13 protein-coding genes and 1 pseudogene are annotated in these 23794 nt (G+C 64.5%); 4 read left to right on the forward strand and 10 right to left on the reverse strand.

Annotated elements, in window-relative coordinates; genetic code table 11:
- Window positions 1-315: 315 nt before the first annotated feature.
- A complete protein-coding gene (gene xth, locus HDG32_RS23035) occupies window positions 316-1092 on the forward strand; it encodes an exodeoxyribonuclease III (protein ID WP_184070927.1) in 777 nt (258 codons plus the stop codon).
- Between the two features lie 51 nt (window positions 1093-1143).
- On the opposite strand, the gene HDG32_RS23040 is transcribed toward xth, so the two are convergent.
- The 4 genes from HDG32_RS23040 to glnA form a co-directional block, all read right to left on the reverse strand.
- Window positions 1144-3261, reverse strand: coding sequence for a prolyl oligopeptidase family protein (locus HDG32_RS23040; protein ID WP_184070929.1), 2118 nt, complete (start codon window positions 3259-3261; stop codon window positions 1144-1146).
- A 140-nt stretch (window positions 3262-3401) separates the two neighbouring features.
- Window positions 3402-4940 carry a nitrogen regulation protein NR(I) gene (ntrC, locus tag HDG32_RS23045; RefSeq protein WP_184070931.1) on the reverse strand — a complete coding sequence of 513 codons (1539 nt, stop codon included), beginning with the start codon at window positions 4938-4940 and terminating at the stop codon, window positions 3402-3404.
- A 36-nt stretch (window positions 4941-4976) separates the two neighbouring features.
- On the reverse strand, window positions 4977-6119 hold the full coding sequence (gene glnL / locus HDG32_RS23050; RefSeq protein WP_184070933.1) for a nitrogen regulation protein NR(II): 1143 nt from the start codon (window positions 6117-6119) through the stop codon (window positions 4977-4979).
- A gap of 199 nt (window positions 6120-6318) precedes the next feature.
- Entirely contained in the window at window positions 6319-7734 is a 1416-nt protein-coding gene (glnA, locus tag HDG32_RS23055) for a type I glutamate--ammonia ligase (RefSeq protein WP_184070936.1), read from the reverse strand.
- A 453-nt stretch (window positions 7735-8187) separates the two neighbouring features.
- Between glnA and HDG32_RS23060 the strand changes: the two genes are divergently transcribed.
- Window positions 8188-8652 (forward strand): rhodanese-like domain-containing protein, encoded by a 465-nt coding sequence (locus HDG32_RS23060; RefSeq protein ID WP_184022229.1) that lies wholly within the window; start codon window positions 8188-8190, stop codon window positions 8650-8652.
- A gap of 261 nt (window positions 8653-8913) precedes the next feature.
- Here HDG32_RS23060 and HDG32_RS23065 read toward each other — a convergent pair.
- From HDG32_RS23065 to HDG32_RS23085, 5 genes and pseudogenes are all read right to left on the reverse strand, one after another.
- Window positions 8914-10426 (reverse strand): annotated as a pseudogene (locus HDG32_RS23065) (glycoside hydrolase domain-containing protein); the annotation flags it as partial.
- A gap of 13 nt (window positions 10427-10439) precedes the next feature.
- Window positions 10440-11285, reverse strand: a complete 846-nt coding sequence (locus tag HDG32_RS23070; protein WP_184070938.1) for a molybdopterin-binding protein — start codon at window positions 11283-11285, stop codon at window positions 10440-10442.
- A 19-nt stretch (window positions 11286-11304) separates the two neighbouring features.
- Window positions 11305-12138 (reverse strand): EI24 domain-containing protein, encoded by an 834-nt coding sequence (locus tag HDG32_RS23075; protein ID WP_184070940.1) that lies wholly within the window; start codon window positions 12136-12138, stop codon window positions 11305-11307.
- Between the two features lie 197 nt (window positions 12139-12335).
- Window positions 12336-13334: a sterol desaturase family protein gene (locus tag HDG32_RS23080; RefSeq protein ID WP_184070942.1), complete on the reverse strand. Its 999-nt coding sequence runs from the start codon at window positions 13332-13334 to the stop codon at window positions 12336-12338.
- A 90-nt stretch (window positions 13335-13424) separates the two neighbouring features.
- A complete protein-coding gene (locus HDG32_RS23085) occupies window positions 13425-14444 on the reverse strand; it encodes a beta-propeller fold lactonase family protein (protein WP_184070944.1) in 1020 nt (339 codons plus the stop codon).
- Between the two features lie 580 nt (window positions 14445-15024).
- On the opposite strand from HDG32_RS23085, the gene HDG32_RS23090 reads away from it, so the two are divergent.
- Window positions 15025-17535, forward strand: coding sequence for a YadA family autotransporter adhesin (locus HDG32_RS23090; protein ID WP_184070946.1), 2511 nt, complete (start codon window positions 15025-15027; stop codon window positions 17533-17535).
- A 149-nt stretch (window positions 17536-17684) separates the two neighbouring features.
- On the opposite strand, the gene hrpA is transcribed toward HDG32_RS23090, so the two are convergent.
- Complete coding sequence (gene hrpA / locus HDG32_RS23095) at window positions 17685-22346, reverse strand: ATP-dependent RNA helicase HrpA (RefSeq protein WP_409340053.1); 4662 nt, start codon at window positions 22344-22346, stop codon at window positions 17685-17687.
- Window positions 22347-22369: 23 nt separating this feature from the next.
- Here hrpA and argA point away from each other — a divergent pair, with 23 nt between their 5' ends.
- On the forward strand, window positions 22370-23758 hold the full coding sequence (gene argA, locus HDG32_RS23105) for an amino-acid N-acetyltransferase (protein ID WP_184070952.1): 1389 nt from the start codon (window positions 22370-22372) through the stop codon (window positions 23756-23758).
- Window positions 23759-23794: the final 36 nt, after the last annotated feature.

The following is a 23794-nucleotide window of genomic DNA, read 5'->3' on the forward strand; positions in this document are numbered from 1 at the left end:
AGATGGTGTCCATGACGATCTCCCATAAGGAAACAGCCCGATCAGCGTAAGCCGATCGGGCTGTTTCGGTCAGGCTGACCATCTCATTAAAGCCCGTTCAAGTTCCCATGAACGGGCTTTGTCTGGCGGAGTGGACGGGACTCGAACCCGCGCCCCCCGGCGTGACAGGCCGTATCATATAGGCTGCGACGCCGGACTGGCATGGCGTGTGACTCCTGAGTAACGGAACACCACTCGTGAAATGAGTATATCGATGCGTATATCACGACCACATCAAGTCAAATATTTATTGAAAATCAACAGCTTGTGCAACCGATGAAAATCGCCACCTGGAACGTCAACTCCCTCAAAGTCCGCCAGCAACACGTCATCGACTGGCTCGCGAGCAGCGGCACCGACGTGCTGTGCCTGCAGGAACTGAAGCTTCCCGACGAAAAATTTCCGCGCGCCGAACTCGAGGCGGTCGGCTATCGAAGCTGGTACGCGGGTCAGAAAACCTATAACGGTGTCGGCATTCTGGTGCGCGAAGGTTTGAACGTCGACGAAAGCAGCATCGTGCGCAACATCCCCGGTTTCGAGGACCCGCAGCAGCGCGTGATCGCGGCAACCATCGACGGCGTGCGCATCATCTCCGCATATTTCCCCAACGGCCAGGCGCCCGGCACCGACAAGTTCGCGTACAAGCTGCGCTGGCTCGACGCGCTGCACGACTGGCTCGCAACCGAGATGACGCTGCATCCGAAGCTCGCCTTGCTCGGCGACTACAACATCGCGCCCGACGATCGCGACGTGCACGATCCGAAGGCATGGGAAGGTCAGAATCTGGTGTCGCCCGAGGAACGCGCGGCGTTCGTGCAGCTGATCGGCCTCGGCCTGCTCGACGCGTTCCGCCAGTTCGAGCAGCAGGAAAAAATCTATTCGTGGTGGGACTACCGGATGATGGCGTTCCGTCGCAACGCGGGACTGCGCATCGATCACATCCTGCTGTCGAAGGCATTGGCCGACACCTGCTCGGCGTGCGACATCGACAAGGTGCCGCGCAAGTGGGAGCAGCCGTCGGATCACGCGCCAGTGTTCGCGCAGCTGGGCTGATCCGGAATACAGCGACGAAACGAGGCAGCGCTGCCTCGCGTCCCTATTGCTTCAAGCGCCGCCCAGCACACCCCACAAGAACCCGAACACCATCGCATCATGCTCGGCCTGCTCCAACTCATCGGAGCCGCCGTGGCCGCCTTCCGTATTCTCCCGATACCACACGTGCTGCGCGCCCAGCGCCTGCATGCGCGCGGCCATTTTGCGCGCATGGCCGGGATGCACGCGATCGTCGGCGGTCGACGTCGTGAATAGCACCGGCGGATACGCGACACCCGCCGCGAGGTTGTGATACGGCGAATACGCGGCGAGCGCACGCGCTTCATCGGGTTCGTCGGGGTCGCCGTACTCGTCGATCCACGAGGCGCCCGCATGCAGCAGGTGATAGCGGCTCATATCGAGCAACGGCACCTCGCAGACGACCGCGCCGAATAGCTGCGGCCGCTGCACCATGCAGGCGGCCACGAGCAAACCGCCGTTGCTGCCGCCCTGAATGCCGAGCTGCGCGGCGCCCGTCACGCCGGTCGCGATCAGCACCTCGGCGACCGCGATGAAATCATCGAACGCGCGCTGGCGATGCTCGCCTTGCGCCGCCGTGTGCCAGCGCGTACCGAACTCGCCGCCGCCGCGAATATGCGCGACCACGTACACGCCGCCGCGTTCGAGCCAGCCGATGCCCTGCCCCGTCAGATAGCTCGGCAGCAGCGGAATCGCGAAGCCGCCGTAGCCGCTCAGCAGACATGGGCGCGGCGGGCTTTCATCGCCCGGCGACGACGGCGCTTCCTTCGGCCCAATCACCGTGTAGGGTACGCGCGTGCCATCGGCCGATACCGCATGTCCGCGCGTCACCGCAACGCGCGTCGCGTCGAACTGCGTCGGCCAACGGTCGAGCAACTCCCATTCGCCGGGCTCCTCGAACGCGAGATCGGAGAGCCAGTAGGCGGGCGGTTGCAGATAATCGTCGGTGTCGACGAACACTTCGTCGTTCAGTGTCGACTCGACCGGCGACACGTCGACCTGCGCATCGCCGCGCGACGCGAACACGCGCTCACGCCACTGCCAGGTGCCGTCCTCGCGCGGCGACGGCGTCCAGATCAGCGTCTTGCCGCGCACGTCGTCGAGATACGACACGATCAGATGATGGCGCGTATGCGACCACTCGCAGGCCGAGGTCAGCGGCGTCGGCGTGAATAGCGGCGTCACGTCGCGCTCGCCGCGCAGGAACGCGTCCTCGCGAATCGCGAGCAGCGCGCCGCCCGGATAGCGCGCGAGATTGCCGTCCCACTCGCATTCCCAATCGAGCCGCGGCTCGAGCAACAGCCAGCCCTGCCACGCCCCCACCGCGACGTGCGATGGCACTTCGTAACGATGCCAGGCGTCGCTAGCGTCGTCGAGGTAATACGTGTGCGAATCGAAAAAGTCGACGCTGCTCGTCACCGTATGCCGGCGATCGACCGGATCGTAATGCGCCTCCACGCCGATGTCGCCAAACTCGCCGCGAAACACGACGGGCGCATCGGCGAGCGCGGTACCGCGGGTCCAGCGCCGCACGTCGCGCGGATAACCGGAGCGCGTCAGCGTCTTGCGCCCATTGTCCCAGCCGACGTACAGCGTATCGCGATCGATCCACGACACCGTGTGCTTGCCCGCCTTCGCAATCGCGAAGCCATCGTCGACGAAACGCCGCGCGTCGAGATCGAACTCGCGCACGACGAGCGCATCCGAACCGCCCGGCGACATCGTGATTAGCGCGCGGTCGCCGTCCGGATAAAGGATATCGAGATCGACGCAGACCCACGGCGTGCCGTCGGCCGCGCCGAGCGCGTCGAAGTCGAGCAGGTTCTGCCACACCGGCGCGCCGTTGCGCCATGCGGCCCACACGGTGCGTCGCCAGATACCGCGCGGATTGCGCTCGTCCTGCCACAAATCGTAGGCCCAGTCCTTCCAGCGATCCGGAATCACCGGACGCTCGCGCGGCAGATAGGCATCGGCGAGCCGCCGTCTGAGCGAGTCGAACGACTCGCCGCTGCACCACGCCACGCGGGTGCGCGCATTCTGCGCGTCGACCCATGCGAGTGCGTCAGCGTCGTACAGCTCTTCGAGCGACAGGAAAGGATCGGGGGAAAGCGGCCACTCGAACGGGGCGGGAGAAGCTGAAGAAGCTGGCATCGTCGGCTGTTGGATCGGAACAGCGTTGATTATGCCTCGTGCGCGGTGGTTGACGGTTTGCCGCGGGGCGCGCTGCAACAACGACGAAGGCGGCCTGAGCCGCCCCCGCCTGCCGTGCAGCATCGCTCAGAACGAGCGTGTCAAGGCTCCAGATTGAGCTCCTGAATCTTGCGCGTAATCGTATTGCGCCCGATGCCGAGCCGCTCGGCCGCCTCGACCTTGCGGCCGCGCGTGAAGTCGAGCGCCTCGCGGATCACGGCCGCTTCGAAGCGGCGCGCGAGTTCGTCCATCACGTCGGCCGCGTTTTCGCGCAGCATGCGCGCGACTTCGGTGCGCAAGCCGCCTTCCCATGCGCTCAGCGCGGTGGCGACCGACGCACCGGCCGCCCCACCCGGATGCACGAGCGCGCCGCCGTTCGTGCCAGCGAGCGGCACGCCGCCCGCGATTCCCGCATGGGTCGCCACGGTCCCATCCGTCGTCGCGCCGGCAGCGGCGCCCGCACCAGGCTCGCTCCCGGCGCCATGCGCGGGACCGAGATCGGGCGGCAGATCCTTGGTTTCGATCGTCTGCGCGGGCGCCATCACCGTGAGCCAGTTCGCGAGGTTCTCGAGTTGCCGCACGTTGCCCGGAAACGGCAGCGACGCGAGATACGCGACCGCCTCCTCGGACACGCGCTTCGGTTCGACGCCGAGATCGCGCGCACTCTTTTGCAGGAAATGCCGCGTCAGCAGCGGGATATCCTCGTTGCGCTCGCGCAACGCGGGCAAGCGCAGACGGATCACGTTCAGACGGTGATACAGGTCCTCGCGAAACAGTCCCTGCCGCACGCGCGATTCGAGATTCTGGTGCGTCGCCGCGATCACCCGCACATTCGCGCGCAACGGATTGTGGCCGCCCACGCGATAGAACTGCCCGTCCGACAGCACGCGCAACAAACGCGTCTGCAGATCGAACGGCATGTCGCCGATTTCGTCGAGAAACAGCGTGCCGTTCTCGGCCTGCTCGAAGCGTCCCTGGCGCATCGCCTGCGCGCCGGTGAACGCCCCGCGCTCATGACCGAACAGTTCGGACTCCAGCAAATCCTTCGGAATCGCGGCCGTGTTCAACGCGATGAAGGGGCCGTTCGCGCGTGGGCTATGTCGGTGCAGCGCACGCGCGACCAGTTCCTTCCCGGTGCCTGATTCGCCGGTAATGAGCACGGTGGCCGCCGAATGCGACAGGCGGCCGATCGCGCGAAACATGTCCTGCATCGCGGGCGCCTGGCCGAGCATCTCGGGCGCTTCGGCGACGCGGTCGTCCCACGTCTGCTCGCCGCGCATGCTTTCGTCGACCGCGCGGCGAATCAGCTCGACGGCCTTGTCGACGTCGAACGGCTTCGCCAGATACTCGAACGCGCCGCCCTGGAATGCGGCGACCGCGCTATCGAGATCCGAGAACGCGGTCATGATGATGACCGGCAAGCCCGGCACCTTGTCGCGTACGGTTTGCAGCAACTCCAGCCCGGAGCCGCCAGGCATGCGGATATCGGAGACCAGCACCTGCGGGCTGTCGTGATCGAGCGCGGCCGACGCTTCGCGCACGTTCGCGAAGCTGCGCGTCGCGAAGTTCTCGCGCGCCAGCGCTTTCTCGAGCACCCAGCGAATTGATTGATCGTCGTCTACTATCCAGATCGGCTTCATATAGGTCGGTCAGAAGTCTTGAGGTGCTTGTGTTATCTAGAGATCGAGCGGCAGCAGAATCTGAAACTCGGTATGGCCCGGCCGGCTGTCCACCTCGATCAGACCTTCGTGCTGCTGCACGAAGGTCTGCGCTAGCGTGAGACCGAGACCGCTGCCGTCCTCGCGCCCCGACACGAGCGGATAGAAAATGCGGTCGCGAATCTCTTCGGGAATGCCTGGGCCGTTGTCGATGATATGCAAGTCCAATGCCAGCTTGCACAGGCGTTTTGAAATCGTGACCTTGCGCGCGATGCGGGTGCGCAATTCGATGCGCGCATCGCCCTGCGAGATCCGCTCGCGCAACGCCTCGGCCGCATTGCGCACGATGTTCAGCAGCGCCTGGATCAGTTGCTCCTTGTCGCCGCGCAGATCCGGCACGCTGACGTCGTAGTCGCGCTCGATCGTCAGGCCGCGCGGAAACTCCGCGAGAATCACCTGACGCACGCGCTCGCACACCTCGTGAACATTCACGTCGCCGACGATATGCGGATGCCGGTGCGGTTCGAGCAAGCGGTCGACCAGCGTCTGCAGACGGTCCGACTCCTTGATGATGACCTGGGTGTACTCGCGCAACTCGTCGCGCTGACGTTCGCCGAGTTCGAACTCGAGCAGTTGCGCGGCGCCGCGAATGCCGCCCAGCGGATTCTTGATTTCGTGCGCGAGATTGCGGATCAGATGCTTGTTGACGGCCGTCAGGTCGTTGATGCGCTCTTCGCGGTCGGTGCGCAGATGCCGCTCGTTCTCGAACAGTTCGAGCAACACGTAGTCCTGCGCGCCTTCCAGAAAACCGACGATCGCATGCACGTGCAGCGGCTCGTGGCCGGGACGCTCGAGCACGGCGTCCAGATGCGTCGCGTGAAAACGGTGTGCGGCGATCGCGGTGATCGTCGCGACCAGTTCGTCCGCGTTCGAGAAGATGTCTGGCCACGCCATCTGCGTGAGTTGCTTGCGAGACATCTCCAGCATCGACTCCGCCGACGGATTCGCAAACGCGACGCGCAGCGTGCGCTTCTCGAGCACCAGCAAGACGGTCGGCAGCGCCTCGAAGCCCGGCAGCAAGCCAGAACTCACGAGCTGCATGTCGTCCGACAGCGTCTGTTCGTGTCCTTTCCTTGCCTTGATCAGATTCTTGAGAACCATCTTGCAGTCTGGCCGGTAGGAGATGGTGATAAATCAGGAGTGCTGCTTTATTGTGCTTCACCGAATGCCGTGTTGCCCACGCGCGGCCGGCCGTGCGTACGGTCTAACGAAAAAGGGACGGCGCCGCCGTCCCTTCGTGACCGATCGCGAGCGTCGGGCAAAGCGCTTCGCCGGGTGAAGGGCGAAGCGCCATGGCCGCTTACAGCGAGTAGTACATCTCGAATTCGATCGGGTGCACCGACTGACGATAACGCTGCAGTTCCGTCGTCTTCAGTTCGATGTACGCGTCGAGCATCGCATCCGTGAACACGCCGCCGCGCGTCAGGAACTCGCGGTCCGCGTCGAGCGAGTCCAGAGCCTGGTCGAGGCCCGCGCACACGGTCGGGATCTTTGCATCCTCTTCCGGCGGCAGGTCGTACAGGTTCTTGTCGGCGGCTTCGCCCGGGTGAATCTTGTTCTGCACGCCGTCCAGACCCGCCATCATCAGCGCGGAGAAGCACAGGTACGGGTTCGCCAGCGGATCCGGGAAGCGCGTTTCGATACGGCGGCCCTTCGGGCTCGACACGTGCGGAATACGGATCGATGCCGAACGGTTGCGAGCCGAGTAAGCGAGCTTGACCGGTGCTTCGAAGTGCGGAACGAGGCGCTTGTACGAGTTCGTACCCGGATTCGTGATCGCGTTCAGCGCGCGAGCATGCTTGATGATACCGCCGATGTAGAACAGCGCGAATTCCGACAGACCTGCGTAGCCATTGCCTGCGAACAGGTTCGTGCCGTCCTTCCAGATCGACTGGTGAACGTGCATGCCCGAACCGTTATCGCCGACGACCGGCTTCGGCATGAACGTTGCCGTCTTGCCGTACGTGTGCGCGACGTTTTGGATGATGTACTTCAGTTGCTGCGTCCAGTCGGCGCGCTGCACCAGCGTCGAGAACTTCGTGCCGATTTCATTCTGGCCCATGCCCCCCACTTCGTGGTGATGCACTTCGACCGGAATGCCGATCTGTTCGAGCAGCAGACAGATTTCCGAACGGATGTCCTGGAACGAATCGACCGGCGCGACCGGGAAGTAGCCGCCCTTGGTGCCCGGACGGTGGCCGGTGTTGCCGCCTTCGAATTCCTTCGCCGACGACCACGGTGCTTCTTCCGAACCGATCTTCACGAAGCAGCCCGACTGATCCGTGTTCCACTGGACCGAGTCGAAAATGAAGAATTCCGGTTCCGGACCGAAGTACGCGGTGTCGCCGAGGCCCGAGCTCTTCAGGTACGCTTCGGCGCGCTTCGCGAGCGAGCGCGGGTCGCGCTCGTAGCCCTTGCCGTCAGCCGGTTCGACGACGTCACAGGTCAGCACGAGGGTCGATTCTTCGTAGAACGGGTCGATGAAGGCCGTGTTCGCGTCCGGGACCAGCAACATGTCCGATGCTTCGATGCCCTTCCAGCCGGCAATCGACGAACCGTCAAACGCATGGCCGCTTTCGAACTTGTCTTCATCGAATGCCGACACCGGCACCGAAACGTGTTGTTCTTTGCCGCGCGTGTCGGTGAAACGGAAGTCGACAAACTTGACGTCTTCGTCCTTGACGAGTTGAATGACGTCGGCCACGGATTTACTCATAACCTATCTCCTGATTAACAATTTCGGCGGATTCAGCCGCCGCCCAATCTAGCTGACCCATCCCGGCACGTCCACTTATATGGCGTCGCGGGCGGAAAATTCTGCCGGGATAAATCGATCGGCACCAATAAAGCAGATAGTGTGCCACCTCTGGACCCCGGATGGGCCAATCCGGCGCACACATTGCGCCGCTTATGTTTGCCGGCCACGCACGAGGCGCGAGCAGCCTCGCAAACAAACGTGCAGGCATCGCAACGCACCAATTTCGCGCATTCACCGCTTTGGAAACGACGATCCATACCATGTTGGTGCATTCAGCAGAGAATGCACCATATTTGCGCATCGAGGTTGGGATGGCGCCCGCGACTGCCCGGCGCCGTCCAGTCTACACAGGTCTGTGCGCTGCCTGCAGCGCGCTAGAATGATCATTTGGTCCGAAGGAGATTGACGCTCATGAGCACGCTCGAACAGCTTTACGCGAAGGCGGACGCCCGCCGCACCGAGAACCAACTGCCCTACGCGGGCGCGGTATCGCCGGCCGAGGCGTTCGAACTGCTGGAACTCGATCCGCGCACGCGTCTCGTCGACGTGCGTACCCGCGCCGAGCTCGACTGGGTCGGCCGGCCGGTGATCGGTGATGGCCAATACGCGCATGTCGAATGGACGCGCTATCCGGGCGCGGTGCCCAATCAGGAGTTCGTGCAGCAACTCGCGCAGGTCGCCTCGCCCGACACGCCGGTGCTGTTCCTGTGCCGCAGCGCCGCGCGCTCGAAGCTCGCCGCGATCGCCGCGACCCAGGCCGGCTTCACGAAGGCGTATGACCTGCTGGAAGGCTTCGAAGGCGACAAGGACGGCCAGGGGCATCGGAAGACGGTGTCGGGATGGTGTTTTCGCGGCTTGCCGTGGATCGGAGCCTGATGGCGCGTGGCACACTGCCCGCATCGGCGGAAGCCCGTGGCGCGGCGCTGAAGCACGCCGATTGAAACGGTTCGCGCCGACCACGCATTGATTGCATCGTCGGCGCGGGTTGTGACACTGCGATGTCGCGGTTCGCGCCAACCTAACCCTCAGGCGCGGACCGCTTGTTTTGTCGAGCGCCGCGCGCGCGGCGCTCCATTGTGTTCAGGGCGCGGCCGAAATCCCGAACACGTGCAACTTGCCCGCGCTGACCTGTTTCGGCAGCGTGATGCTCGTCACGAGCTTGCCCGGCGGCATCGCGATGGTCTGCCCCACCGCCACCGCGTTATCGAGCGGGCCGCCAGACAAGACGAAGCTCGCGCCATTGAAGGAGAACGGTTTGCCCGGCGCCGCGCCCGCCGCCGTCAAGGCCTGCGACGAGTAGCTGAACAGCGAGCCGTCGAAGTCCGCACCCAGACCATCGGTATCGCTGCTGCCGTCGCTGCCGATGCCGTGGTTGTTGAATGCGTCGGCCACATTCCGCGCGAGCGGCACCCGATACGAAGGGGGTGCGTCCGCCGCGCTCGTCCCCCCACTGGGAGGGAGACGAACCCATCACGAAGTTCAGCGTGGCGCCGCTGGCGAGCGCCTCGATGTCGAGCCACGAACCATGGTGGGCCGCACCGTTGACGCTCAGGCTCTGCACGTACTTCGCGCTGGGCGCACCGGGCGCATACCATCCCGACACCGCGCCGAGGTCGTCATTGCCGGGCAAACCGTTCGGCCCTGTGCCGAAGGCGCTCGCCATGATCTGCTGGACCACGTTCTGCGTGCCCGACGGCGAACCCGCCCAGTTATATAGCCACGGCAATATAGCCACGGCACCTCGAAGGTCGGTTCGTCGCCCATATAGAAATTGGGCAGACTCATCCCCGCGTTCAACACCGTAAAGAACGCGTTCAGGCGCGACACCGCCGCCGTGTTGCCGCCCAGTTGCGCAAACGGTCCGACCGGGTTGAACGGCACCATCCACGTGTACTGCCCGGCATTGCCTTCGACATAGTTGTTGGTGCTGCTCTGCGTCTGTGCAATCCAGCTTCCGTCCGAGTTGCGCGCGCCGATCAGAGGCGGCGGCAGCGACGCGTTAAGCAGGTTCTGCCAATAGGCCGAGCGGCTCAGCAGCATCTTCTGGATCGTTGAATTGCCCAGTTGGCCGGCAATCTGCGAAATGGCGAAATCGCTGCTCGCGTATTCGAGCGTCGACGATGCCTGCCCCCATTCGCCATTCGTGATGTAGCCGAACGGCAGATAACTGGCACGGCCGCCGTTCGTGGTCACGCCATTGCACGCCGTTCCGGGAGCGTTGGCCATCTTGATCATGTGCTTCAGCGCGCCCGAGGTATCGAACGCTCGCGCGCCGAATGCATAGGCGCCCGCCACGATCAGCGAGCCGGCGTCGCCGGGCATCACGCCATCCTCGACGGTGTCGTTGACCCAATGCGGAATCGCGCCGCACTGATCCGCATCGTTGACTAGCGACTGCGCCATATCGCTGGTTTCCTGAGGAAACAGCGTGGCTTTGAGCGCAATCAGCGAGCGATAGATGTCCCAGCCCGAAAAGCTGGTGTACTGCGCCGCGTGGCCCGCGCTAACCGTATGGACCTGCTGGTCGAAGCCGATATATTGGCCGTCGGAATCGCTGAATACGCTCGGCGCCCACCGCGCGTGATAGAACGCCGTATAAAACTTCGTCAAGCGCAGCCGTGTCCTGACTACTTACCTGAATCGTATTGAGGGCCCGCTCAGCTTCACGGCTTACCCGTGGCCGCTGCCGCCGCTGCCGCCGCCGCTTCAGGCTCGACGATATCGCCACCGAGCAGATGCACTCCCTCTCGCAGTTTCACGAACGCCGCGGCGACGGCTTCCGGTTCACCCTTCACACCCAGATCGATGTGATGCCGCGCATACACGCCGCCGCGCTCCGCATCCCCGACGCTCGGCAGGCTGAACACCCGCACGCCCGGAAAATCGCGCTCGATTTTCTCCATCAGCGGCGTCACGCGCGACTCCGGCAACTCGAACACCAGCAGCGATTTTTCAGCGTGCGGCGTCGTGTGATGCAGATGCGCGTACTGCGTGTCGAGCACCCACTCGATCATCGGCCAGGCCATCACCGGGAAACCCGGCACGAAATGGTGTTGGCGGATCGAAAAGCCCGGAATCTTGTTGTAGCCGTTCGGAATGATGTCGGCGCCCTGCGGGTACGTGCCCATATTCAGGCGATGCCGGTTCTCGGGCGAGTTCAGATCGAGCGGCGCCGGCGAGTTCGCCGGATACATGTCGCGGATACGCTCCTGAATCAGCTTCGCGGCTTCCGGATGCAACTCGAGCGGCACGCCGAGCGCGGCCGCCGCGCACTGGCGCGTGTGGTCGTCCGGTGTCGCACCGATACCGCCCGTCGAGAACACGATGTCGCCCGACGCGAACGTGCGCCGCAGCGTCGCCGTGATGCGCTCCGGATCGTCGCCGATGTACTCCGCCCAGCCGAGCGACAGCCCGCGCCCGCGGAGCAACTCGATGACCTTCGGCAGATGCTTGTCGACGCGTCTGCCCGACAGGATTTCATCGCCGATGATGATGACGCCAAATGCCATTGCCGCCTCTTTCGTTTGATCAATAGGGAACCGGCGCGACCTCGCGCGCGCCACCAGGCGCTTCCGCCCGCATGCGCTGCAGCGCGCGCAGGCAGTAGTTGCCGAACCATAGCGCCGAGAACACGAGGATGAACGCGTAAATCCAGATCGTCACCGTCGTGATCACCGGGAACAGCACAATCAGCCATACCGACGACGCCCACAACAGCGTCGGCAGCGAACCTAGCAGGCCGCTCACGATACCGATCAGCAGCAACGGCAGCCGGTGGCGCCGCACCAGTTCGCGCCGCTCGTCGCGCGTCGCATGCAACGAGAGCGCGTCGTAGGTCATCACGCGATACGTGAGCCATCCCCACAGCAGCGGCGGAATCAACGCGAAGAACGGCGGCACGAGCCACAGCGGCAACGTGACGATCAGCAGCGCCAGACACAGCAGCGTGGTCCAGAGCGCCTGACCGAGGCTACCGTACCACGTTCCGCCGTGGCGCATCTCCAGCCCGGCGAACTGGCGGGCCGCGAGAAAGCGGATCACGGCCGGCATCGACAGCATGGCGATCAGCAGCAGCACCGTGACGACGATCAGCGGGATCGCCATCGCAATCACGATGAACGGCGCGATGACCGCGTGCAGCGTCGAAAACCCGAGCACGTCGAACAGATGATAAAACGTGGCGGTGAAGGACCAGTCGTCGAGCCAGGTGCGGGTCGCGCCGGTCAGCGTCTGCCAGAAGAACCACAGGAGTACGCCCCAGCCGACCGTCGCGACGATAAACGGTTTGAAGGTCAGCCAGAGCATGCGCGGATGCAACGCGCTTGCGAGTGCGCGCCCAAACGAGCGCAACAGATCATTCATGCGAGCCAGTGCCTGCGAACGAAACGATGGACGGGAGAATCGCGCCGCGCCCGGGCCAGGCATGCTGGGGCACTGGAGGGTGCGCTCGAACGTGCACAGCATAAACCAAGGGACGCGCGGCCGGCGGAAGTGAGCAGCGCGGCGGAGTGCGCGCTCGAATGGATCCGCAATGGACTCAGAACGGACTCTGAACCGACTCAAACGGCAGCGGTGTCGTTGCCGGGTGCGCGGCGCTTCGATACGAGGCGATGCGCGATGCGCACGAAGGCGAACCAGTGCTGCGCCCAGAATCCATCGCCATAGCGGCGGCCTTCGAGCTGATCGCTGATACCGGTCGGCTCAATGTCGCGGCTCCACGACACGCTGCGGAACAACATGTCCCACCACGGGAACAGCACGCCGAAATTGCAACCGTAATTGAGCCCTTCGTGACCGTACCCGATCGCGTGGTGACGGCGGTGGAACGCCGGGCTGACGAGCAGCCGCTCGCCGAGCCAGCCGTAATACAGGCGGATGTTCGCGTGCTGCACGCTTTGCGCGAGATTCGTGATCGCAACCAGCACGACGAACTGCGACGGCGGCACACCGATTGCGAGCGCGATCATCGCGAAGAACGACGCCTGCAGCAGGTCGTCGAGCAGATGGTTGCGATCGTCGGACCACAGCGACATCTGCCGCTGACTATGGTGTACCGCATGCAGCTCCCACCACACGCCGAAGCGGTGCTGCCAGCGGTGATACCAGTAGCCGGCGAAATCGAGTACGAGCAGATACATGACGAACGTGACGAGCGGCTGCGTGGTCACGCCGGGCCACAGGTTGTCGAAATTCAGGTTCGCGATGCCGTGCAGCCGCAGCCAGCCTTGCACGTTGTCGAAGAACGGTTGCAGCGCGAAGAAAAAGAACAGGTTCAGAATGCCGAGCTTGGCGATCCACGTGTACAGCACGTCGACGCGCACGGCCTTGCGGTTCTCCCATTGCTCGACCGGGCGCAGCGCCTCGAGCGGACGCAGGATCGCGTACATCGCGAGCACCTCGAGCACACCGACGATGACCCAGTACAGGCTGTCGTAGGTGTCCTCGTCGTAGTCCATCAGATCGAACCGGAACAGCAGCGGCTGCACCACGTCGACGTACAGCCACGTCTGCGCGGCTGAAACGAAGCTGTCGAGTGAGGAGAAAATCAGATGGAACATGATGCTGGCCTGTTACTTCATCCTTGGTGGCTCGTGGCGTCCTGGCTCTGCCCTGTTGCCCTCAGGCACTGTCGGGCGCCCTCAGGCCCCTCAAGCGCCGTTCGGCGCCGTCACCGGCGCGCGGTCGAAGAAATAGATGCCGTGCGGCGAGCGGCCCACCGCAATGGTCTGGATCAGCTTGCGCGTGTTGAGATCGATGATGCCAACGTGCTTCGCGAAGCGGAAGGTAACCCACAGATAGCGTTTGTCGGCGGAAAGTTCCATATCGTCCGGTCCCGGCATCAGGCCGGTGATGTCGCCGACGTTGGTGAGCGTGTCTTCGTCGATGATGCTGATCGTGCTAGCGACGCGGTTCGACACCGCGACATGCTTGCCGTCGGCGAGCGAGCGGAAATTGTGAGCGCCCTTGCCCGTGTGAATCGTCTTGACGACCTTCTGGTTGCGCCAGTCCACCACGGCGACGCAGTCCTCGCCGGTCATGCCGACGAGCAGGTACTTTTCCCCCGGCGTCATCCACAGACCCGCGGGCACCTTGCCGACCTTCATCTTCCATTTGACGGTTTGCGTGGGCAGGTCGATGGCGGCGAGCTCGCCCGAGATCTGCAGCGAGACGAACACCGTCTTGCTGTCATTCGAGAACGCCATGTGGCTCGGCATCACCGCGAGCGGCAGCCGTGAAGCCAGCGTCATCTGGTTTTTCTGGTTGTCGTAGTGATAGATGTCGAGTCGATCGAGCCGCAGTCCCGTAGTGACGAGCCACTTGCGATCAGGCGAAAAACCGATCTGATAGGGATCTTCGATGTTCTCGACCCAGCGCTGTAACTGCCCCGTTTTCGGATCGACGAACATCAGGCTGTTCGACACCGAATTGGCGACGATCAGCGAGGAATTGTCCGGCGTGGCCATCAGGTGATGCGGTTCTTTGCCCGTGGGCACGGTGCCGATGACCTGGCGGCTGTTCTCGTCGATCAGGCTCAGCGTGGCCTCGCCGGAATTGAGCACGATCACGTTATTGGCGTGCGCCGCCGGAGAAAAAAAGCCTGCGGCGGCGACCAGCACCGCGGTCGCGGCGAACGTGGCACTCAAGCCGGGAAGAAAAAATTTACGCATGAAAACTCGCTTCGGAGAACAACGGTCATTGTAGAACGTTTGCCGGTCCGGGCGGTTGACGTAAGTCACTGGCGACGACCGAAAAATGACGGGTGCGATGAAGCGCGACCGCGTGCGGGAGGTTTCGTCTGCCACGTCCGGTTTGATGCTCGCGCCGCGGGTTTTCGAGTGAGGAATCAATGTGCTCTCCCTGTCAGGGTCAATCATGCATCAGCCACACGTTAAAATCGCGCAAATGATTAGCGGGAACAATAAGAATACTCCTCTTTCCTTATCAATAAAAACCTAGCCGTATTAATATATTTTTTAGCCCAATTGAATTTCGGAGTTGGCTGATATCTGAATTGCACGCGGACATCGGAGAATTCTCCATACGCGCCGCCCCGGTAGCGCCTCCCCCATGAATCCCGAGCGTACATCTCCGGGCTGACGCGCGCTCGGCCAGATAACGCAAGCCTTACCAATGACCGGCGTTTTTGTATTTTCAATATTTTCAAACCCACCAGGCAATAACTTCACGTCAAAGTCGGAATACGCGCTGTGTGCCACTAACCACAATAATGCGGAGGATTTTTAATTGATGAACAAGAATATTTCGATAATTCGCCATACCACGTCTCAAATAAAAGTCGCAGCGCCGCGAACTGCCTGCCTGCAAACACACCGTGCTTCCGCGCGCCAGAAAAGCATCGCCCGGGCGGTTCGAAGTACCGCGGGTGTTGCAATAGCGGCGGCGGCCCTTTACGTCACGGAAGCGACAGGCGCCGGCATCGATTCCGTCGAGGTAGGCACGGCCAGCGCGCCCGGCGACATCGCGGTCGCGATAGGTGCACAGGCCACCGCAAGCGGCAACTCATCGCTGGCGGTCGGCTCGCAGGCGAACGCGCAAAACGACGGCGCGATCGCGGTAGGGGCGAACGCCACGGCGCACGGCGATAGCGCCGTCGCCATGGGCCTCTCCTCTTCCGCACAAGGCGAAGGCGCGAGCGCCTTCGGGCCTTATGCGAATGCGCAAGCGGAACGCGCGACCGCGCTCGGTCTGAACGCGTCGGCGCTTGGCGTCGACTCAGTCGCAGCGGGCTCCGGTTCAATAGCGGCGGACTCGGCCGCCTCCGCGTTCGGCTCCCTATCCACGGCAACCAGCGTCGGATCGACCGCGCTCGGCTATGTCGCGCAGGCCGGAGGCGCCAACTCGCTCGCCGCCGGAGCATGGGCCTCGGCGCTCGCGGACTCGAGCGTCGCGCTTGGCAGTAATGCCGTCGTCAGCGGCGTCGGCGCCATCGCCCTCGGCGTTGCCGCGCAGGCACGCGGCGCCTACGCCAGCGCAATCGGCTTCGGTGCAACGGCCGCGGGAGCCGGCGCGATCGCGCTCGGCGGCAACGCAAACGCGAGCGCCGACAATAGCGTCGCGCTAGGCGCCAACGCCAGCACCACGACGGACCTGTCGCAAAGCGCGTTTGTGCCCGTGGGAACGGGCGCCACCCCGATCGCGGCCTCCAGCGCGACGGGCGAAGTCTCGCTCGGCTCGGCGAACAACGAGCGTCGCCTGACCAACGTCGCCGCGGGCGCCGCGCCCACCGACGCGGTCAACGTGAGCCAGTTGAGCGCGGTCGACAACAAGGTCGATGCACTCGCTCAAAGCAGCGCGCTGCATTACTTCAGCGCTGCTGACCCGGCCGACGGCTCCAACGAGGCGCTCGCAGACGGCACGCACGCGCTTGCCGCGGGCAGCAACGCCAGCGCTATGGGCAGCAACGCAACCGCATTCGGCACCAGCGCCAGCGCCAGCGCAACCGACTCGACCGCGATCGGCGCGGGCGCCGTCGCCGGCACGGCCGACGCGACCTCGCTGGGCGCGTCAGCGTCGGCCTACGGCTCCGGTGCGACGGCGCTCGGCTCCAACGCCACGGCGAACGGCGCCGGCGCCCTCGCGCTCGGCTCCGGTGCCAGCGCAGCCGCCGACAACGCACTTTCGCTCGGATCTAACTCGAGCGCGCTAGTTGCAAACTCCGTCGCGCTCGGCCAGGGCTCGATCGCCGATCGCGCGGGTACCGTGTCGGTCGGTTCAACGGGCAACGAGCGCCAGATCACCAACGTCGCGGCTGGCACCGCCGACACCGATGCGGTCAACGTCGCCCAGCTGAAAGCGGTGAGCGACCAGAGCAGCGCGACCGCAGCGAAGCTCGACGGCGCGGTCATGTACGACACGAACGCCGACGGCAGCATCAACCGGAACAGCGTTACGCTCGGCGGCGATACCACGGAGGGCACCGTCATCCACAACGTCGCAGACGGCGTACAGGCGTCCGACGCGGTCAACCTCGGTCAGCTGAACGCGGCGCTCGAAGGCGCGATCAATAACGCGACGATCGGCTCGGCCGACGCGTTGTTCAGCGCGGCAGGCGATAGCGCGACTGAGAGCGCGCAGGCGTCCGGCGCGCACGCGATTGCGGCCGGGGCGAACGCGCGGGCAAGCGGCGTCAACACGGTCGCCGAGGGTGCGAACGCAGAGGCGGCCGGCACGAACGCGATTGCCGTCGGAGCGAATGCACAAGCAAGCGGCACCAACGCGGCAAGCATCGGAGCGAACGCCATCGTCAGCGGCAACAACGCGACGGCGGTCGGTGCCGCAGCCAGCGCGAGCGCCGACAACGCGGTGGCGTTAGGCCAGGGCTCCGTCGCCGACCGAGCGAACACGGTATCGGTTGGCGCGGCGGGCCAGGAACGCCAGATCGCCAACGTCGCGACCGGCGTGCGAGGCACCGACGCGGTCAACGTCAATCAGTTGCAGCAAAGCGTAAGCGGCGCGATCAGCGCGTCGAATCGCTATACCGACGACCAGATCCGCTCAGCCCGTCGGGACAGCTACGGGGGCACGGCATCGGCGCTCGCGATGGCAGCTTTGCCGCAAGCGGTCCTGCCGGGACACGGCATGGTCGCCATGGCGGGTGGCACGTACGGCGGTCAATCTGCGCTCGCAATCAGCGTGTCGCAGTTGTCGGACACCGGCAAATGGATCTACAAGGTCCAAGGCAGCACCGACTCTCGCCGACAGTTCGGCGCATCGATCGGCGCGGGGATGCATTGGTGAAATCAGCTCGAGCGAACGTATCGGACCGAGTCCGGCCGCGACGGCGCTCAGAGGACGCTCGGTGTACCCCGCGCGCACCGGTGCGAGGGCTCGCTCATCGGCCGCGGTGCACACCCAGTGTCCAGCGTCCGCGAGCGAGCGCCCTGGCTTTAGCGCTGCATCGACTCCCACACCTTGTGCAGGCGCTTCACCGAAACCGGCATCGGGGTGCGCAACTCCTGCGCAAACAGCGAGATGCGCAATTCTTCGAGCAGCCAGCGGAATTCCGCAAGCCGCGGATCCACGACGCCGCCGCGCTGCGACACCGCGCGCTGATAGTGCTGCAGCAGCGGCTGGAATTCGGCGAACTGGCGCGAGTCGCGTATGGCGTCCGCGCGCAGCTTGTCGATACGCAGCGCCATCCCCTTCAGATAACGCGGGAAATGTGCGAGTTGGGCATACGGCGTATCGACGACAAAACGCTTGCCGATCAGCGCATCGAGCTGATTCTGCAGATCGGTGTACGCGGCCGCGAATGGCTTCGCCTGCAGGAGCTTCTTCGTCAGGCTCGCGTATTCGCCAAGAATCTGACCGACCAGCCGCGAAATTTCCTGCGCGAGCAACGTGAGGCGGCTACGCCCTTCGTCGCGGCGGACATGGAAGCTCGCATCGTCGTCGGGCAGCGGATCCTGCAGACACGCGCGGTCGAGTGCGGTGTCGATCAGCTGATCGCGCAGTTCCTCCTGCGTGCCGCGCGGCATGAACTGCATGGCCATTTCGCGCAGGCCCGGCAGATTCTTCTCCAGATACTTGATTGGCTCCTTCAACTGCAGCGCGAAGAGCCGACGCAAGCCCGCCCGATGAATCCGCGCGGCTTCTTCCGGCGAATCGAACACCTCGACGTCGCAATGGGTGCCACGGTCCACGAGCGCCGGGTAGCCAAACAGCGTCTGACCACCACGGCGAATTTCGAGCAACTCGGGCAACTTGCCGAAATTCCACGTGGTCAGGTTTTCATAGAGCGCGGTGGCTGGTGCGCCTTCGGGTGTCGCGGGTTGCGGCGCGGCCGCGCCCTTGCCGCGCAACGCGCCACTCTGAGCCAAATCTGGAGAGCGTGCAGGTGCCGCAACACCGCCGCCGCCCGCGTCGGCCAAGGCGGCGCCCGCCGCGCCCGAAACGAGCTTCTGGAAATGCTGCTGCGCCTGAGCGCCGAGCTCGGCGCGCAGTTGCGACAAATTTCGCCCCATCGCGAGTTGCCGGCCATGTTCGTCGATGACCTTGAAGTTCATGAACAGATGTGCGGGCAGCGTCTCGAGCTTGAAGTCGGACTGCTTCATCGCGACCTGGGTCTGCTCGCGCAGGTCGGCGATCAGCGCCTCGAGCAAGCCTCCTCCTCCGAAGCGCTGTGCGCCGTGCCGTTCGGCGAAGCCCGCCGCGTACTCGGGGAGCGGCACGCAATGCCGACGCAGCTTTTGCGGCAGCGACTTCAGCAGCATCTGCGCCTTTTCTTTCAGCATCCCGGGCACGAGCCACTCACAGCGGCGCGCGTCGACCTGGTTCAGCGCGTACAGCGGCACTGCGAGCGTCACGCCGTCGCGCGGCGTGCCCGGCTCGAAGTGATAGGTCAGCGCCATCTCGATGCCCGCCATCGTCAGCCGCTTAGGGAACAGATCCGTCGTGACACCCGCCGCCTCGTGCCGCATCAGATCGTCTCGGGACAAATACAACAGCCGCAGCTTGTCCTCCGCCTGGCCGCTCTTTTCGACCTCGTCGCGATACCAGCGCTCGAACGCGGCGCCGGTATGGATGCCGTCCGGCAGCGCCTGATCGTAGAACGCGTAGATCAATTCGTCGTCGACCAGCACGTCCTGGCGGCGCGACTTGTGCTCGAGCTGCTCGATGTCGGCGAGCAGCTTGCGGTTGTGCGCGAAGAACGCAAGCTTCGTGTCGAACTCCCCTTCAACAAGCGCACCGCGAATGAACAGCTCGCGCGCCCGCGCCGGGTCCTGCTTGCCGAATGCGACGCGCCGCCGGTGATAGATCGGCAGGCCGTACAGCATCGCGCGCTCGAACGCGGACACCTGCGCTGCGCGCTTTTCCCAATGCGGCTCGGACAACGACTTCTTGAGCAGATGCGCGCCGACCTTCTCGACCCACTCCGGCTCGATTTTCGCGATACAGCGCGCGTACAGACGGCTCGTTTCGACGAGCTCGGCGGCCATCACCCACTTGCCTGCCTTTTTCACGAGCGCCGAGCCGGGCCACAAATAGAACTTGATGCCGCGCGCGCCGAGGTAGTACGGCTCGTCGTCGGCTTTCAGGCCGATGTTGCCGAGCAGACCGGTCAGCAGCGCCAGATGGATCTGCTCGAATGTTGCCTCCGCTTCGTTCAGCCGCCAGCCGTGCTCGCGCACCACCGTCAGCAGCTGCGAGTGGACGTCGCGCCATTCGCGCAGCCGCAGTTGCGACAGGAAGTTCTTGCGGCACTCGTCCTGCAGCTGCCGGTTCGATTTCTTGTGCGCGATCGCTTCGTCGAACCAGTTCCAGATCTTCAGCCACTGCAGGAATTCGGAGCGCTCGTCGGCGAACCGGCGATGCGCCTGGTCCGCCTGCTCCTGCGCTTCGATCGGGCGATCGCGCGGGTCCTGCACGGACAGCGCACTCGCGATGATCAGCACTTCCTTCAGCGCCTGCTGGTCGCGCGCGGCGAGAATCATGCGGCCGACGCGCGGATCGAGCGGCAGTCGCGCAAGTTCGCGGCCGAGCGGCGTCAGGTGGGTGTCGTCGTCGACGGCGCCGAGCTCGTTGAGCAACTGGTAGCCATCGGAAATCGCACGGCCCGGCGGCGGTTCAATAAACGGGAAGGTTTCGATCGCCGTCAGATGCAGCGACTTCATGCGCAGAATCACCGAAGCAAGCGACGAGCGCAGAATTTCCGGATCGGTGAAGCGCGCGCGGCCCTGGAAGTCGCTGTCCTCATACAGACGAATGCAGATGCCATCGGCGACCCGGCCGCAACGCCCCGCGCGCTGGTTCGCTGCGGCCTGCGAAATCGACTCGACCTGCAACTGCTCGACCTTGTTGCGATACGAGTAGCGCTTCACGCGCGCAAGGCCCGTGTCGACCACGTAGCGGATGCCGGGTACCGTCAGCGAAGTTTCGGCGACGTTGGTCGCGAGCACGATGCGGCGCGCGTTCGACGCGCGGAACACGCGCTCCTGCTCGGCGGCCGAGAGCCGCGCGAACAGCGGCAGGATCTCCGTGTGGGGCGGATGATGTTTGCGCAGCGCCTCGGCGGCGTCGCGAATCTCGCGCTCGCCGGGCAGGAATACCAGTACGTCGCCGGGGCCTTCGCGGCACAGTTCGTCGACAGCGTCGACGATCGCCTCCATCAGATCACGATCAGTCTCGCGCTGCGTCTTCGGGCGCTCGCGGCCAGACGAGGTTGCACCCGAGGTCCCTTGCGCCGCCTTGACCGCCGGGCTGTCCTCGACGACCGGACGGTAACGTACCTCGACCGGATACATCCGGCCGCTCACTTCGATCACCGGCGCGGGTTTGTCGTCGCTGCCGAAATGACGCGCAAAACGGTCGGCGTCGATTGTCGCCGAGGTGACGATCAGCTTCAGGTCGGGACGCTTGGGAAGAATCTCCTTCAGGTAGCCGAGCAGAAAATCGATGTTGAGGCTGCGCTCGTGTGCTTCGTCGATGATCAGCGTGTCGTAGGCTTTCAGCAGCGGATCAGTCTGCGTTTCCGCAAGCAGAATGCCGTCGGTCATCAGCTTGACCGATGCGCCCGGCGCGAGGTTGTCGTTGAAGCGCACCTTATAGCCGACCACTTCGCCGAACGGCGTGCCGAGTTCCTCGGCGATACGGCGCCCGGTCGCCGACGCGGCGATCCGGCGCGGCTGCGTATGGCCGATCAGACCATTGCCGCCGGCACCGAGACCACGGCCAAGCGCGAGGCAGATTTTCGGCAACTGCGTGGTCTTGCCCGAGCCGGTTTCGCCCGACACGATCACGACCTGATTCTGCGCGATCGCCCGCGCGATCTCGTCGCGACGACCGGAGACAGGAAGCGCTTCGGGGAACGTGACCGGTGGAATCGGATTCGGCTCGACGACCCGCAACAGCCGCGCTTCGCGTGGCGCGCGAGGTTGTTCCTTGCGCGGCTCGCCCGATTGTTTGTCGCGCGATCCGTGACGTTGCTCGCCGCGGGTCGATCCGCGTTGCTCGCTACGTGGCCCGCGATCTCCCTGTTCGTTGCGAGACGCACGACGCTGTTCAACACGAGGCGTGTCCGAGTGCGCGTCGCGGATTTCATTGCGCTGCTCGCTTTGCCGCGCATCACCTCCCTCGTCGCGAGCCTGCTGGCCATGCTCACCGCGAGGCGCGGCCGAAGGCGTATTGCGGCGCTCGCCTTGCGGCCCGCCCCTCTGCCCGCTTTGCGGCCCATCGCTCTGCTGCTCACGGGCCGCGTTATGAAGCGCAGTACGGAATTGGCCAAGCTGCTCGCTCAACGAAGCGCCACGTTGCTCGCCACGAGCCCCACCGCCCCGCTTCGCACCAGACGCGTCATCCGATTCATCGCGGGATTCACCGCGCCGTTCGTCACGCGCGCCAGCGTGCTCTTCGCGACCTTTTCGACCTGCACCGCCCTCTTCAGGCGGCACCTTTCGCGCAGACGCGCCCGCCCCCCGACGCGCGTCACGCGCCTGATCGGGTTTCGCATCCTGCGCTGGGCGGCGCATCGTGTCGCCGGGGTTGGCCGGCTCGCCGGCCGACGCCGGTTTCTCGTTCGCCCCAGCGGGACTTTTGGGTACATTCGACATGGGGGCGCATTATAATCCCCGGCATGAATTCCCAAACCGACCTCGTCCCCGCGCCCGCGAGCGTCCCGGCCCCCGCCGACTCGCCGGAAACCCTCGCCCAGCACGCGCAATTCGTCGACTGGATGCGTTCCGTCGCCCCGTATATCCACGCGTTCCGAAACAAGACATTCGTCGTGGGTTTCGGCGGCGAAGTGGTGCATCAGGGGCTGCTGAATGCGCTCGTGTCCGACATCGCGCTGCTGCAGGCAATGGGCATCCAGATCGTGCTCGTGCATGGCTCGCGCCCGCAGGTCGAGGAGCAGATGAGCCTGCACGGCGTCGAATCGGAGTTTTCACACGGCATGCGCATCACCGACGCGCGCGCGCTCGAGTCCGCGAAGGAGGCGGCCGGCGAAGTGCGTCTCGACATCGAAGCCGCGATCAGCCAGGGTCTGCCGAACACGCCAATGGCGCACGCGCACATCAGCGTCGTATCGGGCAACTTCGTGACGGCGCGCCCCGTCGGCATTCTGGACGGCGTCGACTTCCAGCACACGGGCCTCGTGCGCAAGATCGACGCGGATTCGATCCGACACTCGCTTGCGAGCCGCAAGCTCGTGCTGCTGTCGCCGCTCGGCTTCTCGCCCACCGGTGAGGCATTCAATCTGTCGATGGAAGACGTGGCCTCGGCCGCGGCGATCGCGCTGCGCGCCGACAAGATCGTGTTCCTGACCGAAACGCCAGGCCTGATGGAAACCGGCGAAAGCGGCACCGAGCTGATCCGCGAACTGTCGCTCGACGACGCCTACAAGCTGCACGAAAGCGGCGAAGTGACCGGCGACGCCGCGTTCTACCTGAAGCATTCGATCCGCGCCTGCCGAGGCGGCGTGCCGCGGGCGCACATCATCCCGTACGCGCTCGACGGCAGCCTGCTGCTCGAACTGTTCCTGCACGATGGCGTCGGCACGATGATTTCGTACGAGAACCTCGAAAGCCTGCGCGAAGCAACGCCGGACGACGTCGGCGGCATTCTCGCGCTGATCGAGCCGCTCGAAACAGACGGCACGCTGGTACGGCGCGGCCGTCACCAGATCGAACGCGATATCGACCATTTCTCGGTGATCGAGCACGACGGCGTGCTGTTCGGCTGCGCGGCGCTGTATCCGTATCCGCAGGAGCGCATCGGCGAAATGGCGTGCCTGACCGTCGCGCCCGAAGCTCAAGGCACCGGCGACGGCGAGCGCCTGCTCAAGCGCATCGAACAGCGCGCGCGGGCACGCGGCCTCACGCGCATTTTCGTGCTCACCACGCGCACCGAACACTGGTTCCTGAAGCGCGGCTTCGTCAAGGTTACGGTCGACGACTTGCCCGAAGACCGCCGCCGACTCTATAACTGGCAGCGCAAATCGCTCGTGCTGATGAAACAGCTTTGAGTACTTCGTGATCGCCCCCATCTGATCCGAACCGGC

The sequence above is a fragment of the Paraburkholderia sp. CI2 genome, from assembly GCF_014201055.1.
Taxonomy (GTDB): Bacteria; Pseudomonadota; Gammaproteobacteria; order Burkholderiales; family Burkholderiaceae; genus Paraburkholderia; species Paraburkholderia tuberum.

Coding starts and splice junctions, on each gene's coding strand:
- xth (WP_184070927.1), top strand. CDS start 316: ATGAAAATCGCCACCTGGAACGTCAACTCCCTCAAAGTCCGCCAGCAA.
- HDG32_RS23075 (WP_184070940.1), bottom strand. CDS start 12,138: ATGAATGATCTGTTGCGCTCGTTTGGGCGCGCACTCGCAAGCGCGTTG.
- argA (WP_184070952.1), top strand. CDS start 22,370: ATGAATTCCCAAACCGACCTCGTCCCCGCGCCCGCGAGCGTCCCGGCC.
- glnL (WP_184070933.1), bottom strand. CDS start 6,119: ATGGTTCTCAAGAATCTGATCAAGGCAAGGAAAGGACACGAACAGACG.
- HDG32_RS23070 (WP_184070938.1), bottom strand. CDS start 11,285: ATGGCATTTGGCGTCATCATCATCGGCGATGAAATCCTGTCGGGCAGA.
- hrpA (WP_409340053.1), bottom strand. CDS start 22,346: ATGTCGAATGTACCCAAAAGTCCCGCTGGGGCGAACGAGAAACCGGCG.
- HDG32_RS23085 (WP_184070944.1), bottom strand. CDS start 14,444: ATGCGTAAATTTTTTCTTCCCGGCTTGAGTGCCACGTTCGCCGCGACC.
- HDG32_RS23090 (WP_184070946.1), top strand. CDS start 15,025: ATGAACAAGAATATTTCGATAATTCGCCATACCACGTCTCAAATAAAA.
- HDG32_RS23080 (WP_184070942.1), bottom strand. CDS start 13,334: ATGTTCCATCTGATTTTCTCCTCACTCGACAGCTTCGTTTCAGCCGCG.
- glnA (WP_184070936.1), bottom strand. CDS start 7,734: ATGAGTAAATCCGTGGCCGACGTCATTCAACTCGTCAAGGACGAAGAC.
- ntrC (WP_184070931.1), bottom strand. CDS start 4,940: ATGAAGCCGATCTGGATAGTAGACGACGATCAATCAATTCGCTGGGTG.
- HDG32_RS23040 (WP_184070929.1), bottom strand. CDS start 3,261: ATGCCAGCTTCTTCAGCTTCTCCCGCCCCGTTCGAGTGGCCGCTTTCC.
- HDG32_RS23060 (WP_184022229.1), top strand. CDS start 8,188: ATGAGCACGCTCGAACAGCTTTACGCGAAGGCGGACGCCCGCCGCACC.